The following is an 18427-nucleotide window of genomic DNA, read 5'->3' as shown; positions in this document are numbered from 1 at the left end:
CCAGGGCTTCCTGCTGACAGCTCATATTTTACCAAACTTCTTGCGAAGTGTTGTAACACAACGTGAATAATTACCCAAAAAATTATTACAGTGTGTCAAATGACAATCCCGGAGAATGATTTAACATATATAGAAAGCAATCATTCCACGAAGCGGAGGGGTAGGGCCATGCAGCTGAAGCAAATATTCGTGAACGGCGGAAGACTGAAGGATACGATTGAGGCCTTTGCTGATTTTGGGCGTACAGACAATAACGGTGTGACCCGACTGTCGCTGACGGAGCAGGATGTGCGGGTGCGGAATTATTTTGCCTCATGCTGTGAAGAACTGGGGATGTCGGTGAAGGTCGATGATATGGGGACGATGTATGCCACACTTGCGGGGACGGAAGAGGGACCGCCGGTCGTAATCGGCTCGCACCTGGATACGGTTAAGAAGGGCGGGCGGTTCGACGGAGTGCTCGGTGTGATCGCCGGGCTGGAAGTGGTGCGGACACTGGTGGATTATGGCATCAAGCCGCGCCTGCCGGTGACGGTGATGAATTTCACGAATGAGGAGGGCGCGCGGTTCGAGCCTTCGATGATGGCCTCAGGTGTGCTGTCGGGCAAGTTCGACAAGGCGGAGATGCTGAAGAAGAAGGACCCGGATGGGACGACCTTTGCGGAAGCGCTGGAGGCCAGCGGATATGCCGGAGATGCGGCGAACCGGATTAAGGAAGCGAAGGCGTATCTGGAGCTGCACATTGAGCAAGGGCCCGTTCTGGAAAAAGAAAACCTCAGCATCGGCCTGGTGGACTGCGTCGTGGGTATGGCCTGCTATGAGATTGAGGTGACGGGCGAGTCCGACCATGCCGGAACAACGCCGATGGATATGCGCAAGGATGCCTTGTTCGCCGCAACCGATCTTATCACAGAGCTGCGGAGCAAGCTGGGCGTGCTGGACTCTGAACTGGTGTATACGATGGGGAGAATGAACGTGCTGCCTAACATCCATACCGTCATACCGAACAAGGTGATTTTTACCGTTGAAGCCAGACACAAGGATATGGACATCGTACGCACGGTGGAAGAGATCATTAACGGCTTGCCGGAAGAGCTGCAGGGCTGTACGGTGTCGAAGACCAAGCTGTGGGGCCGCGATACGGTGTGGTTCGATCCCGAAATCTGCGCACTCGTGGAGCAGGCGGCGCATCATTTGGGCTACAGCAGCAAAAAAATCGCCAGCGGAGCAGGGCATGACGCCCAGTTCGTCGCAAGTTTCCTGCCGTCGGCCATGATTTTTGTGCCCAGCGTGAACGGTAAAAGCCATTGCGAAGAAGAATTGACCTCTTACGAGCAATGTGAGCAAGGTGTTAATGTTGTATTGGAAACCGTGCTTTCGGTGCTCTTTAAGTAGTTTTTGTCATGAAACATAACGTATATGTTTGAAAAGAGGGCGTTTGTTCCGCAAGGGTGCGGCAGCAGTCCCGTAACCTCATTAATTGGCTTTTGAAGGAGAGACACCGGCGACGGTGTCTTTTTTTGGCGTGGCTGATTGTGTAATTGTTAGATATACCAATACTTTACGCGCCTAATCTTAGAGTTTGCTCCTTCTCCATTGTGTTAAAACACAATCATGGCAGATAAAGTTTTTCTTTTTCACCAAAATGCAAAAGGGATTCATATGTTATCATTCTTTACATAAGGGAAATCTACAAGACGGGAGCGATAACAATGATCATTGGAGTACCCAAGGAAATTAAAAACAACGAAAACCGTGTTGCCATCACACCAGCCGGAGTTGTAAGCCTTGTAGCCGAAGGACATAAATTGCTGGTGGAAGCCGGAGCCGGAGTAGGCAGCGGATTCCTGAATGAAGAGTATGCCGCCGCCGGAGCAGAGCTGATTGCCGAAGCAGCAGCCGTATGGGCCGCCGCTGAAATGGTCATGAAGGTGAAAGAACCGCTGGAAAGCGAATATGGCTACTTCCGTCCCGGCCTGATCCTCTTCACTTATCTGCATCTGGCTCCAGAGCCAGCCCTTGCTACAGCATTGAAAAATAAAGGCGTGTTCGCCATCGGCTATGAAACGGTTGTCCATGAACGCACACTGCCGCTGTTAACACCAATGAGCGAAGTGGCCGGACGGATGTCTGTGCAGCTCGGTGCGCAATTCCTGCAAAAGAACTATGGCGGCCAAGGCATTCTGCTCTCCGGTGTACCCGGCGTCAGCAGAGGCAAGGTCAGCATTATCGGCGGCGGTGTAGTCGGCACCAATGCAGCGAAGATGGCTATCGGCCTCGGGGCGGAAGTGACAATTGTTGACCTGAGCGCGGATAGACTCCGCCAGCTTGATGATATTTTTGGCGCACAGATTAATACCCTGATCTCCAATCCCTACAACATTGCCAAAGCTGTTGCCGAAGCTGACCTGCTAGTGGGCGCAGTGCTGATCCCGGGTGCGAAAGCGCCGAAGCTGGTGACCGAAGCAATGGTCAAAACGATGAAACCCGGCTCCGTAATTGTAGATGTGGCGATTGACCAGGGCGGAATTGTTGAAACGATTGACCGGGTAACGACACATGACAATCCGGTGTTCGAGAAGTATGGCGTACTTCATTACTCGGTAGCCAATATGCCGGGTGCTGTAGCCAAAACCTCGACCATCGCGTTAACCAATGTTACCGTTCCATATGCGATGCAAATTGCCAATAAAGGTGTGTTCAAGGCGATTAAAGAGGATGCCGGCCTCAAGAGCGGCGTTAACGTAGCGGGTGGCAAAATCACCTGCAAAGCCGTGGCAGAGGCACTTGGGGAAGAGTACTTTGCGGTAGAGCAAGCATTCGAGCGGGAGTTCTCACTGATCTAAAGCAAAGAAGCAAATGAAGAATAGCAGGGGAAATGGCAGTCCGGCGAGTAATCGCTGGGCTGTTTTTGTGTTTTAAGGGAGTTATATTTCCCTCTGTTGTGGATAATATGTGCATAACTTTGGGGATAAGAGCTGCATAAAAAGAAAGACGCTCCCGGTATACCGGGAACGTCGTTTGGTTGGTTTGCGAATTTCAATGAAAACGAAGGGCAATGAAAGGACTTGAAATCAATCCATTGCTGCACGGTAAAGATTCAGTCACCACCTGCACCGTGTCCCATAACTTGAATTAACATTTGAGTATTTCCGTCTGTTACAGGTTGGACGGTTGCCACAGGTACAATAATTGCGATAGCCAGGCTACACGAAGCTAGAAGCGTGATAAGTTTTCTTTTCATTTGTGTTCTGCACCTCTCTGATCAGAAGTTTGTACTGTTCTTTCTCTTCTTCATTTGCTTGATGCCGATATTGTTCAAACAGATCGACACATTTGATAACATTACTTTCGTTATTGATTCTAGCAGATGATTCCAAACTTTGTAGTATGAAGATAATCCCTTCATTACGATTATTATGTAAATGATAGGCTGCCAGTTCGACAAGAAAGCGGGCGTATTGGTCTGCTACAATCTGCTTATTGTATTGACCAAATTCTGTGAAATTTGTCCGATAAGGGATATAGGCAGCAAACCGTTCCAGAATATGATCGACATTCCAATTATAGTTGTTAGCCGATTTGATGATATTATATAAAGCCACGAATATCTCATCTTTTCGGGAAGATACATATTCCACATATTCAGTAAGAGCTTCAAGCTGACCCGACATGACACGATAGAGCATGGTGTTTGCAGTACCCCACTCCTGATACTGAGCTACAGTTCTCTTTGCATTTTCATCGTCTTCTAGTATCCAGCTTGCATCCATATGGAGGGCCACGAATTTCAATGCCGACTTGTAATCCTGATACTCCTCGCAGACACTTGCACGCATTAGATGAGAATATAGGATATAGCGGTAGAGCGGTTTCTCTGGATTCTTCTCACTGCTCTGCTTGCGGTTAGATTTCTGTTCAAGATTATAGCGGAGAGTAGCTAGCCGTAGCAATTCCTGTGCCAGTTCGTCCACTTTATGCCACTTGTGCAGGGAATAATAAACATTGATCAGATGATTCAGTCCATCCAACTGATCCGCTTCATCGAGCCGGTCCAGATAACACTCAAAGAGAAGGGCTGCCTGCAAATTCTGGGTTTGGTCGTCGCCCAGGGAGATCCGAAACAAACGGAACTGACATACCGCCAGCCGTTCGGAATTCTGATATTTCTCACTGGCGCTCACATTCTTATATAATAACGCCGCAGCCTGCCATTGCCCGTCCTGAAACAGCCCTTCAGCCACTTCGAACAGCATGGGGGCATAGGTCAAATTCTCAAGCAGATTTTGAACGACCTGTTCAACGCAATCGAGGCGGCCCAGCTCTGCTGAACGCAAAAGAAACGGCCGTAACCGCCGCCAAGTTGGTGACGAATAATAGAAGCATTCGTCCACGTATAAGCTGTAGAAATGGTCCTCGGGCAGCCCCATCCCCTTGGTTATCCGCTCCAGATGGTTCATGGCAATCGGCTGCTGACCGCTAAGTATCCGGCTGAGCGTTCCTGAATTAATTCCGGATTGTCCGGAAAATTGATTAATGGACATCCCCTGCTGCGACAGATGCATTGCCAATGAATCGCGAATCGTAGCTGTAGTAGGGACCATGTAGACACCACCTAACTGAATACCAAGAATTATGGTTTTGTTTTATAGATGTAATATTATGTTATAATATTCCAATGGTCAATAGTTCAAGTTTAGTAGAAACAGTGAACTGGGTAGCGGTTGTTATTTGCGTATGATTCTGTTTAGGGGATTAATGTTCTTTTGTCGGGGACCCAACCGGTATATCGGGAACACCGCTGGTTGGTCTGTGGATCGAGGTCGTGATGTGACTGCATTAGGTTGCTTATACAGTTTTGACTAATCCCCTTATTGAATTAATGATGTGAGTGGTTGTTTGCCAGTTCGGTAAGGAATCTGGCGTATTAGCCTGCAGTAATCTGTTGATTAAATGTTGTTCAAGTAGATCAACACATTTGTTCATAATGTTTTCGTTAATATTAATTATAGGGGAAGATGTGAAGATTTGCATAATGAGGCTGATTCCTTCATTATGCTTATTATGTATATAATAAATTGCTAATTCAGCAAGAAATCTGGCGTACTGATCCAACAGAATTTGCCGGTCGTACTCACCAAATTCTGTGAAATTTGTTCGATAGGGAATATAGGCGGAAAACCGATCCAGAATGTGATCTATATTCCAGTCATAGAGGTTTGCCGATATGATGATATTGTATAAAGCTATAAATATCTCATTTGTCCGGGGAAAGATATACTCAACATACTCAGACAACGCTTCATGCTGACCTGACATTACACGATATTGCAACGCGTTTGCAGTACCCCACTCCTGGAACTGGGCTACAGTTCGCTTGGCATTTTCATCGTCTTCTTGTATCCAGCTTGCATCCATATAGAGAGCTACGAATTTCAACGCCGACTTGTAATCCTTATACTCCTCGCAGACACTCGCACGTATTAGATGTGAATATAGGATGTAGTGGTAGAGCGGCTTCTCAGGCACTTTCTCATGATCCGGTCTCCGCTTCGAATTCCGCTGAAGATTATAGCGAAGGGTCGCCAGCCGAAGCATCTCCTGTGCCAGTTCGTCTACCTTGTCCCATTTATGTAAGGAAAAGTAGACATGAGCCAGATGTCTCAATCCATCCAACTGATCCGCTTCATCCAGCCGGTCCAGATAACACTCAAAGAGGAGTGCAGCCTGCAAATTCTGGGTCTGGTCGTCCCCAAGGGCAATCCGAAACAGACGGAACTGACATACCGCCAGCCGTTCGGAATTCTGATATTTCTCACTGGCGCTCACATTCTTATATAATAACGCCGCAGCCTGCCACAGCCCCTCCCGGAACAGCCCTTCAGCCACTTCGAACAGCATCGGTACATAGATCAGATTCTCCAGCAGGTTCTGAACGACCTGTTCAACGCAATCGAGGCGGCCCAGTTCTGCGGAACGCAATAGAAACGGCCGTAATCGCCGCCAGGTTGGTGCCGAATGATAGAAGCATTCGTCCACGTATAAGCTGTAGAAATGGTCTTCCGGCAGCCCCATCCCCTTGGTGATCCGCTCCAAATGGTTCATGGCAATCGGCTGCTGACCTTTAAGCACCCGGTTGAGCGTACCTGAATTAATTCCGGCTTGTCCGGCAAATTGATGAATGGACATCCCCTCCTGCGACAGATACATCGCCAATGAATCGCGAATCGTGGCTGTAGTAGGGACCATGAATACACCACCTAACTGAATTCCAAAAATTATAATTTTGCTGTATAGATGTAATATTATTCTATAATATACCAACGATCAATAGTGTGGTTGGAATAAACAGTGAATAGATTTACTAATCATCCCGGCTGTAAAAACCCCTATAGAATTTACATCTTCTATAGGACTGATTTTTACAGAGGAGGGACTCAGCTTGCAGACTCAGGTAAAGGTGAGCAAGGAAAAGGAACAGGCTTCCGTTCACCATAAACCATACAGCTATGAGCCGACGTATACGAAACCAGCGGCTGCGCGGCAGCCAGACCCGGTGGAAATAATCCGGCGTATCCGCAAGAATCCGGCTTCGTTGACACGGGAGGATCAGATGGCGCTCAAGCGCACCCTGGGCAACCGCGCCGCCGTTCAATTGTTATCTGAACTGAACAAGAAAGGTAAAAAAGAGGAAAAGAAGGACGAGGCAGGCGGAAAGCTGGAAGGAAAGGAGCCGGGAGGTCAGGCGAAGGCTGGTGAGGGGCAAGAGGTTCAGGAGGTTCAAGGGGGAGAGACGGCTCAAACTGCACAAACCGAACCTGAACAATCTGCACTGGTAGAAGAAGAATCAGTGGTTAAGGTGGAGCAGCGGGCGAGTGAGCCGCAGCCGCAGGAGCAGAGTGTAGAAAGGGCGGCGGTGAAACAGAGCGGTGCTACTGAGCCGCAGCTGAATCAGAAGGTGAAGACCAGTGACAGAATCAAAGGCTTTCTAAAGAAGAATCTGCTGGAAAGCTCTGTAACCGGAAAAACCTCACCTGGCAGTGTAGGAGGCACTGGGCCTTCGGCTGCTGGAGAGGGTAAAGTAGCGGCTCAGCAAAAGAAAGAAGCGAAAGCCGCTTCGAGTCCGGAAGGCAGCGGGAAAGAATCGGCGGCAGAGTCGGCCGATTCGCAGCTAGCGGACGACAAGGCTGGCGAGGATGCCAAGGGCAGCGAGGAAGTGAAGGAAGCTGAAGGGGGGAAAGGCAGTAAGGAACCCCAGGACGCAAAGGTAACCAAGGCTCGCAAGGGCAGCAAGGGTGCCCCGGAAAAAGCCGAAAAAGCCGAGTCAAAAGAGCCTTCACTTGGAGCTGCCCTCGGCGCCATAGCCGGAGACGACAAGGAAGCCCCATCCAAAGCCAAGAAGGTCAACATCCGCGGCGAAGATCCGGGACAGATTCTGGACCAGCTGACCCATGTTCAGCCTACGCAGATGGGGGATGCCTATGCCCAGGCGGTTGACGTTTCCGCAGGAGCTTTTGCAAAGCAGAAGCAAAAGGCGAAGCAGTCCCTCCCGGTCATTCCCGCACCGACCGGACTGAAAGGGAAAGTGCTGCAAGCCCGGAGGAAGCCGGTGGCGCTGAAGCATGCTGCTCCAGAGGGCTATAAGAGCGAAAAGTCTGGGGGAGCCGCTCCGGGGAACCTGGAACGGATGAACATCGGCTCTTCCGGCTCAGAGGGAAATCCCGAAGCCATTATGAGTGAAATCCGCTCTGCCGCTGCCCAGCCTCCAGGCATCAGCATGACCGGCGAAGCCGACCCTTCCCAAGTGGAGGGCTTTGGTCGGGAAGCCTCCCAGCAAGTAGGCGCAGCGAAGCAAGCGGAGATGGGTCAGATCAACACCCCGTTCGGTGAGAATGACATCTTCCCCGAACCGGATGGCTCGACCCTGAAGGCTGGCGCAGAGCTGCAAGGCGGTAACACTCCCGCTGCCAAAAAGCTGCCAGGTTTAGCAATCCCGGGAGAAATGACCGCAGGCCTTAACAAGTCGCTGGCCCCGGAGATGAACAAGCAGCTCGGGGCCAAGCAGGCCGAATACAGCAAGGAAAAAGAAAAATTCGATAGCAAGGTTACGCTCTCGAAAGCAGACAGCCAATCCCAAATCCAGAAGGCCGAAGCCGAAGCCAAGGAGCAGCAGCTCAGCCAGCAGGCCGGAGCCAAAGCCGAAGTGAATGCTCTGCGCGGCGAGTGGAAACAAGAACTTGATGCCGCCGAAGCCGACTATGCCGGACAAGCCGGAGCTGCAGCCCAGCAGAAGAAAAGCGAAATTAACACCGTGCGTACCGAAAAAGAACGCGAAGCGAAGAAACGTCAGTCCGAAGCCGAGCAGGAAGCCACGACTGCCTACAGCAAAGCCAAAAAAGAAGCCGACGGCAAACATAAAGAGGAAAAAGCCAAAGAAGAGAAAAAAGGCGGCTTCCTCGGCTGGGTGAAAGACAAGCTCGAAGCTGTCGTCGAAGTTGTCAAGAAAGCCGTTAACTTCATTTTCGAGGGTCTGAGAAAAGCGGTTAAGTTTATTTTTGAAAAAGCCAAACAAGCCGTGCTGGGCATCATCGAGCTGGGCCGCAAGCTGATCACCAGCCTGATCAAAGGCCTAGGCACGCTGCTCAAAAAGCTGGTCTCCGTGGTGTTCGCCAAATTCCCGGGCATCGCGGCCAAAATCTGCAGCAAAATTGACGGTGTCGTAAACAAAGCCGTCAAAGCTGTCAACCAGCTCGCGCAAAAGCTCAAAACGAAAGTCACCCAGGTCATGGACTTCCTGGCTACCAAAGTGGATCAGGCCTTGGCGGTCGTGCAGAACTTCTACACCAAATTAATCTCCACCATAGGCAACCTTCTCATAACCGTGTTCCTTGATGTGATGGAACGGATCGGGGCGCTCGGCAAGGCAGCGAAGCGGTCGTTCAGCCACTTGGAAGGCAAGATGTGGGAGTATCTGCTGGGAGTAGATATTTCGAAGCCGCTAGGCGCAGGTGCAGCAGAAGGCGGAGCAGAGCAAACCCAGGAAGCGGGAGAGCCGCAGCCGGAAGAGAAGCTTACCGCAGACGATATCGAAATGGAATCGGTGGAAGCGGGCGAAATGGACCCTGAGCTGGTCCAGGACATTAACCTCAAGGACGGCGAAACCAAGCAGCTGCCGGGCAGCAGCGATCCGCATACGATGGATAGCATTATGGCGGATTTTGATACCGGAAAAGCGGACCAAAGCCTCGGCGGCAAAATCGCAGACGGCGTATCGCTGCGGGCAAACAATGCCAAAATGTTGTTTGACCAGATCAAAACATATGTAATAAAATGGATGAAAGCCCATGGATTGCAGCTCTTGGCCGCCATTGTAGGGGGACTGGTCGCCGTTGCGGCTGGATTAGCGCTCACAGGCGGAACGATCGCGACTTTTCTTCCGATTTTGATGAAAATACTAATGGCCGCCATGAACGCACAGGCGATTGTATCCGTGGCGAAGACACTGGCTGAAGCCTCGGGCTATATCGGCACCTACCTGAGCCAAGGCTGGCAAAAGATGATCGAACCGGCGGCTATCGCGCTGGCAACAGCAATGGCGATGGGGCTGGTGGAGCTGGCGATGGAGCTGGGCTTCAAGGGTCTTGGCAAGGGTCTCAAGAAGGTTGGACAAGCCGTGAAGAAAGGCGCAGCGGCAACAGCCAAAGGTGTGAAGAACGTAGTTGGAGCAGGAGCCAAGGGTATCAAGAGCCTGCTGAAAACCGGAGCGAAGCTTGCCTCTAAGAGTGGCAGCATGATCATCAAGAGCGGCAAAATAGTGATCAAGAGCCTGCAAAAAGGGTTCACGAAGGGGGTCAAGAAGCTCAAAGTCCTGCTTGACCGGATTCTTGCGAAATTTAAGTTCAAAAAGTTCAAGCTGGAGCGTAAAAGAGAATATATTTTTCTTTTAGGCCAAATCAATCCGTGGAAAAAAATAGCGGAAATGAAAATAGATTCTGTGGATAAAGCTGAAGAAGTTGGAACATCACCGCGCTATGGAGAGAGACGGATTCCTGATGAAGAATATGACATATTAAGAGAGCAAACACCTACACAAGAATTAAGAGATAGAGTAAATAAAGGCCATGATAAAAAGTCAATAACAAAAGATGAAGTTCTTCCTGGAAAAACATTTAAAGGAGCAATAGAGGCCGATCACATAGTATCCATGGACAGAATAACAAGAATGGAAGGCTTTGGAGATCTAACAGAAGCACAGAAACTTGCCGTATTAAATAACACAGAGAACTTTATTGGTTTAAGTAAATCTGCTAACACTTCAAAACAATCAAAAACTTTTGAAGAGTGGACACACTACAAGAAAGGGAAAAAAGGTGAGATTGAGGTTAATCCTGAATTTAGAAGTAAGATGATTCAAATTGAAAGGGAATTAGAGAGAAAGTTGCAAAAACAAATTGATGATTTTGTTGAACTGAATAGAACTAAAAAGAAAAACTAAATCCTATTAAAGGAGCTAATAATTGATATGGAAGAAAAGCTGATGTATTTAAAAGAATACAGCAACAGTCTTCGAATCGTTCCTCAAGATGAGATCAATAATATTAATATTGAGGCTATTCCCATTACATGGCGTGAAATATTTAGTGAAACGAACATCAAAAGGAGAATCGAATTAATTTTAGATTTATGGTCTAAGTACGTGGGAAGTGAGTTGCGTAATACAATTTCTTATTTACATGATTACCTGGATAATATTGAATTAATAGAAGTTGATAATGTATTTTCAATTCTGTATACAGTTAAGAATAGCAAAGGAAAAATTATGTATTATGAGGGACGGAATCCAAAAGAGACAACAAAAAATGAAGAATTAGAAGAGGCTTGGGGTCATATACCAACTTCAGTACGTAGTTTTTATGGAAATGTTCATAATGGCTTTTTTTATTTTGCTAGTGAATCCATGGGCTTAGTGCCTCTCGAATCAGTAACCTATCTTGGAGATGAAGATTTAGAATGGAGTGTTATTGATGAATTAGAAGAGCCTGTTCAAATCAATTTAGAAACATCATTTGGTTTCTTTAGTAATGGTATGGGAAGTTATGTAGCTATTGATTATACAAATTGTAACAATAATAATTCTACTTTTTGGTCGTCTAAAATGAAACCCAAATACAATATTAATTTTTGGAGTTATGTTGATGAATGGATTGTAATTGGATTTGAGGGATAGCGTTATTTTGCAGAGCAAGGCAGGATTAGAGTCAAAAGAAAGAAGGGGAAATAAATTATAAGCGAAAACTCATTCAGTTATTGTTGTTAACACGTAACAGTAAAAGTTATAAGTCAATTTGGATCGAATATAGAAACCAGCAAGTCTCCAATATGAAGAGGTTTGCTGGTTTTGTTTTTTAGCTAAGAGTTAACAGTACAATCGTAATCAAGGGCTTGCTTGACCAGATTCTTGCGAAGTTCAAGTTCAAGAAGTTCAAGCTGGAGCGCAAGGGGAAACATATCCGTCTTTATGGCGAGGTTAATCCTTGGGTATTGCTCGCAGACGGAACAATCGAAGAAGTCGATGAACAAAAACTGAAGCAGCTTGAACTTGATGGCAAGAAACCGATCACCCTTAGCGATGCGGAGTTAGAAAAACTCAATAAATTAGATAAGGATCAGCGGGAAATTATCTCCAAGAGTGCCGATGGGGATAAAAGTAGGATAGATTTCGATAGTATTACGGAGACAGGCAACGATGATATTGTTGAGATCATAATAAAATATGAGACTAATGTAGCGTATGGTGGAAAAGTCTATGACATGAATATGAAAGACTTCGATTAACAGATCGCTAATTTCACTGAAGAAAATAGATTATCTGAAATTCTGCATACGCTCGTAGAAAGCTCCGGAACGTATGGAAGAATTAGAGTTACCGTGACTACTTGGGAAAAGTTAGTGGTCAATCCTACTAACAGTTATTGGACCTACTACACTACCACAGCTTATGATGCGGTTGGATATTAATAGACTGAACAGATGCCTTCTGTCCACTAAACCGTACTTGCTGCTTGCACTTTTGGATTTGAAATTATTGTGAAATTTTGTTCAGCAGCCCTTTCGATTTTATAAGAGTCGAAAGGGCTTCATTTGTATAAGTGAATGTCACATAATCAATGGAATGGTTACTTATAACGGTCCTAGCCTGAGATGATACGTGGTTGTATTTATTTTCTAAAACTCATTCTTAATTGAATAACTTCAGCATAAGTAACGGAGGCTTGTAAAATAAAAAAGAAAATTCGATTAAACATCCCCATTGGTGAATATAAAATAACAAAAAAAGTGCTGAGGCCCGCCAATAATGCTAAAAGATTAAATACAGTACATAATGTACGCTTTTTTGCTAAGTGCAATATATTTGCGAATTGAAGAAAAAATTTAAATAGGAAGCAAATAAATTAATAAACAAAATTGCCAAAATTAAAGAAAATAAAGAAACTTGGTCTTTTTTGCTGTGCAACTAGAAAACATCCTTTCATCTGAATTTAATTCTTATTATGACCTGTCCTCACAATGATGTATCTCCTTACTAACTACTCCTATTCCCATTAGACGTAGTGAAATAGGAAAAGTTACAATAAAATTAACATAAAAATCCATTCAATGAAATACTAAGAGGACCTGAGGGCAAGGTAGAATTAGGAACACTGTTTCCAATCAACAGAGAACAACCCATCCTATAGTCAGCCGCAAAACTGCGGGATATAATAAAACCAGCTTATGCAGTACAAGATTTCGGCCATTCTTCAGGGGTTGGGGTGGGGACAGTGACAGAATCAGAGCCATTGTTTGATCGTTTTTTTGACAGTATGGAGTCCCTGGCGGATACTATCAGCGAATCGCTGCAGGCGCAGGTTACGATTGAGGACAGCAATCATCATGTGATCGGCTACAGCTCCCACCAGTTCGAGAGTGATCCGGCGCGAATCTCCACGATAATTGGCAAAAGGGTGCCGAATACGGTTATTATCGGCCTGCGCAAAAAAGGCGTTATGCAGCAGCTTGAGAACACCCCTCACCCGATTCGCATCCCGGCGGTGATGGAGGTAGGGCTTGGGCCGAGGCTGGCGATGTGCATCCGGCATCAGCAGGAGATTCTCGGCTACATCTGGGTTGTGGACAGCGGTGATCTTGCCGAGGGGCATGCGGAGCGCATTGTTGAGAAGGCGGCGGGAATTGTTGGACGCTACCTGTTGAAGCAGCGCGGCTGGAAGACCAAGCAGGAGAAGACGCATGAGGATTTCTTCTGGAAGCTGCTGACCTCCCACTATGAAACAGAGCTGCGTATCCGCCAGGAGGCGGAGGTGCTCTCGATTCTGCTGCCGGAGAGCTATTATATTGGGGTGCTGGAGAGTGATAAAAGCATCGACGACCGTTTCATGCAGAGGTTCCGCCAGACTATGGAGGTGAATGCCGGGCAGCGGCTGTTGTTTGTGACCGCCGAGCATAACCGGCTGATTATATTGTTTTCCTTCCTGTTTCCGGTGGAGGGAACGGAGCTGCTGTCTTCATTTGTGCGTAAGCTGATTCAGCAGATGGACTCAAGTGAAGGCTGCCGGCTTACTGCGGGCTGCAGTCCGGGCTACCGGGAGTACACCTCGGCGGCGGCTGCATACCGCGAAGCGCTCTCGATTCTGGAGATCAAGAAGCTGCTGCCCTATCATGCCCGCCATCTGCTGCTGTATGAGGAAATCGGCTTTTGGGCCTACATCCCGGCCATTATGGAGCAGAAGCGCAGCCGGACGCGCCGCAGCTCGCTGCTCTATCCGCTGAAGGAGCATGACCGCGAGCACAAAAGCGATTTTCTCAAAACCATCGCCGTCTATTTGACGCTGAACGGCAATCTCAAGGAGTCCGCCGCTTTTCTGCACATCCACACCAATACCCTGATGTACCGGCTGAACCGGATTGCCGAGATTACGGGCAAAAGCCTCAAGGAAACCGATTACCGCACCTCGATCTATCTCGACATTCTGACGGAGGAGACCGCTCAGGTCAACCGCTGGTTTCAGGAGGGATGATTTTACGAAAACTGCTTCGCACCAACCGGAGGCCCGACACGTACAATAACCTAACTATTGTGAAGAAATAATGGAAGGGGAAATGATTAGTGGCCTATGGATATGGTAACCCCAATTCGGGATTTGAGCAGACTATGAGGGAACGGATCGTTCAGACTGCCAAAGCGATGAATGTCGGCGGCACAGAGTTCTCCACGTTTAAGAACTCGCGCTGCAATCCGAGATATTGGATTCGTACCGCTAATGGGGGCTTCCAGTTAAGGGATGATGTCACACCTTCAGCGGCAATCAAGGATATTTTTGTGAACGGCAAGCTGTATGCCTTCGAATGTGCTATGGCGATGGTCATGATTCTTTACAAAGCGACGATTGATATGATTGGGGAAGAGGCGTTCGACCGGTACTTCACCGACTTGTTCCTGTGGGACTGGAATTATGACAACAATCTGCGGCTGATCACCACCTTCAGCCAATCCGAGATGCTGCCGGGAGATATCGTATACTTCAAGAACCCGGATCATGACCCCGACAAGCCGGAATGGCAGGGCGAAAATGCCGTGTTGCTCGGCCCTGACAGCTACTACGGGCACGGGCTGGGAATTAAAAGCGCGCAAGGCATGATTGCTTCGCTTAACCGCGAAAGAGTTCCGGGTAGCCGGACTTCGGCTTATCTGACCGATGAAGCGCTCCATCCTGATTTTGCTTATTTGCAGACACTGTCCAGCCGATCTGTACTGTACCCTAAGGGGGGCAGCGGTGCACGGAACACCATATTCTCCAGAATTGGCGTCAATTCCTACATCATTAAGTAGCGGCGTTAACGGCCAGCCGTTTCTACTTACTTGCCGGAGCGGTATTTGAGCGGATGCATACCGACGGTCTTTTTGAACACGGTGCTGAAATAGTGGGGATTCTCGTAGCCGACGCGCTCGGCAATCTCCATGACCTTCAAATCTGTGGTCTGCAGCAGCTCTTTGGCTTTGCCGATGCGGATCTTGGTGATATAGTCGGTGATGGTTTCGCCGGTTTCTTTTTTGAAAATAAGACTGATGTAGTTGGGGGTCAGATACACCTCCTCGGCGATCCGTGCGATGGACAGCTCCTGGGCATAGCCCTCCTGGATGATAGCTCTGATTCTGCTGATGGTGCGGCTGTTCTTGTTCGTGTTTTTACCTGCCACATAGGTAGAGAGATCATTAAAAAGAGACAGCATATAAGCCTTAAGCCCGGAGATATTCTTCTGCCCGTACAGCGCATCCATGATGATGGTCCGGTCCTCCAGCACCTCCTCGATATCCTCATCCAGCTCATACAGGGTTCTTGCCGAGGTGAAAATAATCTCAGCGCAGATGCTCTGCACATAGCCGATCTGCAGCTTGGGGGCGGCCAGCCGGTCGAACAGTCGCTCCAGCAGCTCCAGGACCTGGCCGGTATGGCCTGCCTTCAGCTCATTCATCAGCCGGGCGTGAAATTTGTAGAAAAAAGTGCTTTGCAGCGTCCCCGTCTCGGGCTGTATATCCTTGATATAGAGAATGGAAGCATGGCCGGTATAAAAGGTGTACACCAGCGCGGCCAGCGCATCCTTATAGGAGTCCTCCATTTCGCTCATGCGGGGGCAGGCTCTGCCGATGCCGATGGAGGCGTCCAGCCGCAGATATGTCTTAATGCTCTTCGTGATCTTTTCGCAGAGACTTGAGATGGCGCTAGTGCCGGGAGAAGCGGGTTCGTCCGCGCGGAAGATCAGAATAAACTCATTCTCGCCGCCGATGAAGCAGATTCCGCCGGGAGGGTTCCCGAGGCATTCGGTGATCATATTCTGGATGGCGAAATACAGCAGTTGCTTGTGTTCCTCCGAGAATTTGTCAACTGCGCTCCGGTAATCATCGAGCTGAAGTACACCTGCCGTCAAGATGTCGCCTTGCTTGAAGGGGAGCTGAAAATAGGCTATTTTCTCCCTAAGCTCGCTTTCATCCCGGTACATCCCCGCAATCCAGTTCTGGAGGAATTTCTCGCGGATCAGCGGGATATTGTCCTGAAGCTGCTTTTTCAGTTGCTCCACATTCATCTGGCGCTCTTGTTCCTGGCGGATACGGGCGACAACCTCCTGAAAGACCTCCCGAAGCTCCGGCAATTTGACCGGCTTCAGGATGTATCCCTCGGCATTCACCTTGAGCGCATTCTGGGCATATGAGAAATCCTGTGCCCCGCTGATCACGATAATCTTGGTGGGGCAGTTCCCTTCCTTCAGCTTCTCTGCTACCTCCAGGCCTCCCAGCATAGGCATCATAATATCTGTGAACAGAATGTCCGGTTTAAGCTCCATACATAATTCATAGGCTTCCTGTCCGTCCGCGGCCTCCCCGATGATCTCGATGCCAAACTCCTCCTGCCAGTCAAATACACGGATCAGACTTGTGCGGATAAACGGCTCATCATCTGCCACGATCATCGTCAACATCTTCCATCACCTCATCCCATGTAGTCACCACCGGAAACCGGATTATAGCCAAGAGGCCGCACCCATCTTCGGCATTGGCATAATAACGAATGCCGTAGGCCTCTCCAAAAAACTGCTGGATTCTCGTATGCACATTGCGGATGCCGTACGACTCTTTGCCCTGCTGCTTATCCGTAAGCAACAGGTTCAGCCGCTCGGGATCTGCGCCCACCCCATCATCGAATACCGAAATGCTGAGAATTTCTTGCGAGCATTCCACGCGGATGCGGATTTTACCTTTGCCCCGCCGCTTCTGGATGCCGTGGATAAGCGCATTCTCCACCAGCGGCTGCAGGCTCAGCTTCACCACAAGGCATTCCTCCAGCAGCCGGGGGTCGGTCTCCTCCAGCTCATATTCCAGCTTATCCTGGAAGCGGAACTGCTGGATTTGCAGATAACTGTCCACCTGGCGCAGCTCGTCGCGGAGCGGAATGATATTCCGCCCTTTGCTCAGGCTGTATCTGAAGAAGTCGGACAGCGAGGTGACCATATGGCTGATCTCAGGAATATCGTGATTGATTGCGATCCAGTTGATGGAATCCAGTGTATTGTAGAGAAAATGCGGATTGATTTGGGCCTGGAGCGTTTTGAGCTCGGCTTCTTTTTTGCGCAGCTCCGTGACGTAGAGCTTATCAATCAGTGCTTTGATTTGCTGCAGCAGCTTATTGTAGCGGTTGAACAAATAGGAGAATTCGTCCTTGCGCCGGTAGCGGATTATAATGTTGAAATTCCCGCTTTCGGCATGCGACATCGACTGGATGAATTTGCGGATAGGCGCCGAAATATTCTCCGACAGCAGCAGGGCCATCATGAGCGAGATCAGCATGCAGATGCCGATGGCGATATACATCACACGCTGGAACGAGGCCAGTTCCCCGTTAAGCTCGCTCACAGGGGAAAAGGACAGAATCGTCCAACCGGTATCCGGTATCTTGGTGTAGGAGACCAGCATGTTCTCGCCCTGAATGACCTGGCGGAAGGAATGGAGGCCGCTTCTGCCATCGGCAGTGGACTTCATGTGGCTGTAGTACTCCTGTGTGCTGATGTTCTGGCCGACCAGTCCCGTGTCCGGGCTGATCGCGATGGTTCCGGTCTGGTCTGCGATATAAATTCGGCTGCCTGCCGTAGGTTTGTAATGCTCCAGAAGATTGTCGAATTCCGTCACCGGAATGTCGATGGTAAGCAGCCCGACGTAGGGCAACTGGGCATGGCGGATGCCGAATAGGCGTTTTGCAAATTTGAGCGTGAACTTCGAGTCCAGCGAGCTGAGTCCGACCACAGTGAAATCGGACCTGGGCGGAATGCTGAGATACCACGGCTTCAGCGAAATAAGGTCAAGATTGAAGACCCGTCTGGAGAAATTATATTGCGTATATTCCGGGCGGTTCAGCATATAGAGCATAGGTACGAAGCTGCTTCCGGGTGTACCGCTCCCGGGGAAGTTCTCCAGGAGTTTGTTCAGTGCGGCCAGCTCATTAATGATCCCCGTACTGTCCGTAGGGCGGTTGGAGGAGATGAGATCGGCAAATTCGCTATTGAGATACAGGGCGATCATGGAATTGTCAGCTGCGGCAAACCGCTGAGCCAGATTGTCCTGAATCAGGTTTAGGTTATTTTCGATGGATGTGTTGACGTTTCGGGTGATAATGTCCGTGGATTTGTTATATACCGTAATGGAGATGATTGTAGTTGGGAGAAGGACAAGGAACAGGAAGTAGAGGATCAGGCGGCTGCGGATACTGAAATTGTACAGGAAAAGGGTTCTGGATAGCGTATCAAACCATTTCTTCATCTGAACCCCCTTTAGCTCTGCGGATAATCTTCGCTTGCCATTTAACAGGTATTATTGGAAAAT

Annotated in this window: 11 protein-coding genes; 7 read left to right on the top strand and 4 right to left on the bottom strand. The window is 48.7% G+C overall.

Annotated elements, in window-relative coordinates; genetic code table 11:
- Window positions 1–168 precede the first annotated feature (168 nt).
- Both ACX1DY_RS22555 and ald read left to right on the top strand, forming a co-directional pair.
- On the top strand, window positions 169–1395 hold the full coding sequence (locus tag ACX1DY_RS22555) for an allantoate amidohydrolase (RefSeq protein ID WP_458966441.1): 1227 nt from the start codon (window positions 169–171) through the stop codon (window positions 1393–1395).
- A gap of 317 nt (window positions 1396–1712) precedes the next feature.
- On the top strand, window positions 1713–2846 hold the full coding sequence (gene ald / locus ACX1DY_RS22550) for an alanine dehydrogenase (protein ID WP_458966440.1): 1134 nt from the start codon (window positions 1713–1715) through the stop codon (window positions 2844–2846).
- A gap of 360 nt (window positions 2847–3206) precedes the next feature.
- Here ald and ACX1DY_RS22545 read toward each other — a convergent pair whose 3' ends face one another.
- Both ACX1DY_RS22545 and ACX1DY_RS22540 read right to left on the bottom strand, forming a co-directional pair.
- Window positions 3207–4604 carry a helix-turn-helix domain-containing protein gene (locus ACX1DY_RS22545; RefSeq protein WP_458966439.1) on the bottom strand — a complete coding sequence of 466 codons (1398 nt, stop codon included), beginning with the start codon at window positions 4602–4604 and terminating at the stop codon, window positions 3207–3209.
- A gap of 244 nt (window positions 4605–4848) precedes the next feature.
- Window positions 4849–6249: a helix-turn-helix domain-containing protein gene (locus ACX1DY_RS22540; protein WP_458966438.1), complete on the bottom strand. Its 1401-nt coding sequence runs from the start codon at window positions 6247–6249 to the stop codon at window positions 4849–4851.
- Window positions 6250–6442: 193 nt separating this feature from the next.
- Here ACX1DY_RS22540 and ACX1DY_RS22535 point away from each other — a divergent pair, with 193 nt between their 5' ends.
- The 5 genes from ACX1DY_RS22535 to ACX1DY_RS22515 all read left to right on the top strand — a co-directional run bounded on the left by ACX1DY_RS22535 (window position 6443) and on the right by ACX1DY_RS22515 (window position 14887).
- The gene (locus ACX1DY_RS22535; protein WP_458966437.1) at window positions 6443–10495 is read left to right on the top strand and encodes an HNH endonuclease; all 4053 of its coding nucleotides are present in this window, start codon (window positions 6443–6445) and stop codon (window positions 10493–10495) included.
- Between the two features lie 27 nt (window positions 10496–10522).
- The gene (locus ACX1DY_RS22530; RefSeq protein ID WP_458966436.1) at window positions 10523–11227 is read left to right on the top strand and encodes an SMI1/KNR4 family protein; all 705 of its coding nucleotides are present in this window, start codon (window positions 10523–10525) and stop codon (window positions 11225–11227) included.
- Window positions 11228–11442: 215 nt separating this feature from the next.
- The gene (locus ACX1DY_RS22525) at window positions 11443–11835 is read left to right on the top strand and encodes a hypothetical protein (RefSeq protein WP_458966435.1); all 393 of its coding nucleotides are present in this window, start codon (window positions 11443–11445) and stop codon (window positions 11833–11835) included.
- Window positions 11836–12821: 986 nt separating this feature from the next.
- A complete protein-coding gene (locus ACX1DY_RS22520) occupies window positions 12822–14075 on the top strand; it encodes a PucR family transcriptional regulator (RefSeq protein ID WP_458966434.1) in 1254 nt (417 codons plus the stop codon).
- 89 nt (window positions 14076–14164) lie between these two features.
- Window positions 14165–14887, top strand: coding sequence for a protein-glutamine gamma-glutamyltransferase (locus ACX1DY_RS22515; RefSeq protein ID WP_458966433.1), 723 nt, complete (start codon window positions 14165–14167; stop codon window positions 14885–14887).
- A gap of 26 nt (window positions 14888–14913) precedes the next feature.
- Here the strand turns inward: ACX1DY_RS22515 and ACX1DY_RS22510 are convergent, their stop codons facing one another.
- Both ACX1DY_RS22510 and ACX1DY_RS22505 read right to left on the bottom strand, forming a co-directional pair.
- Window positions 14914–16533: a response regulator gene (locus tag ACX1DY_RS22510; RefSeq protein ID WP_458966432.1), complete on the bottom strand. Its 1620-nt coding sequence runs from the start codon at window positions 16531–16533 to the stop codon at window positions 14914–14916.
- Window positions 16508–18364: a cache domain-containing sensor histidine kinase gene (locus ACX1DY_RS22505; RefSeq protein ID WP_458966431.1), complete on the bottom strand. Its 1857-nt coding sequence runs from the start codon at window positions 18362–18364 to the stop codon at window positions 16508–16510. The genes ACX1DY_RS22510 and ACX1DY_RS22505 overlap by 26 nt, the downstream gene beginning before the upstream one ends.
- Window positions 18365–18427 lie beyond the last annotated feature (63 nt).

It is taken from the genome of Paenibacillus sp. BAC0078 (genome assembly GCF_054483875.1).
The sequence above is the reverse complement of the archived record's forward strand: the minus strand, read 5'-3'. Positions and strand labels throughout refer to the sequence as shown.

What these genes read in the sequence shown, in the direction of transcription:
- ACX1DY_RS22555 (WP_458966441.1), top strand. Translation starts at nt 169, where the DNA reads ATGCAGCTGAAGCAAATATTCGTGAACGGCGGAAGACTGAAGGATACG.
- ACX1DY_RS22530 (WP_458966436.1), top strand. Translation starts at nt 10,523, where the DNA reads ATGGAAGAAAAGCTGATGTATTTAAAAGAATACAGCAACAGTCTTCGA.
- ACX1DY_RS22505 (WP_458966431.1), bottom strand. Translation starts at nt 18,364, where the DNA reads ATGAAGAAATGGTTTGATACGCTATCCAGAACCCTTTTCCTGTACAAT.
- ACX1DY_RS22510 (WP_458966432.1), bottom strand. Translation starts at nt 16,533, where the DNA reads ATGTTGACGATGATCGTGGCAGATGATGAGCCGTTTATCCGCACAAGT.
- ACX1DY_RS22540 (WP_458966438.1), bottom strand. Translation starts at nt 6,249, where the DNA reads ATGGTCCCTACTACAGCCACGATTCGCGATTCATTGGCGATGTATCTG.
- ald (WP_458966440.1), top strand. Translation starts at nt 1,713, where the DNA reads ATGATCATTGGAGTACCCAAGGAAATTAAAAACAACGAAAACCGTGTT.
- ACX1DY_RS22545 (WP_458966439.1), bottom strand. Translation starts at nt 4,604, where the DNA reads ATGGTCCCTACTACAGCTACGATTCGCGATTCATTGGCAATGCATCTG.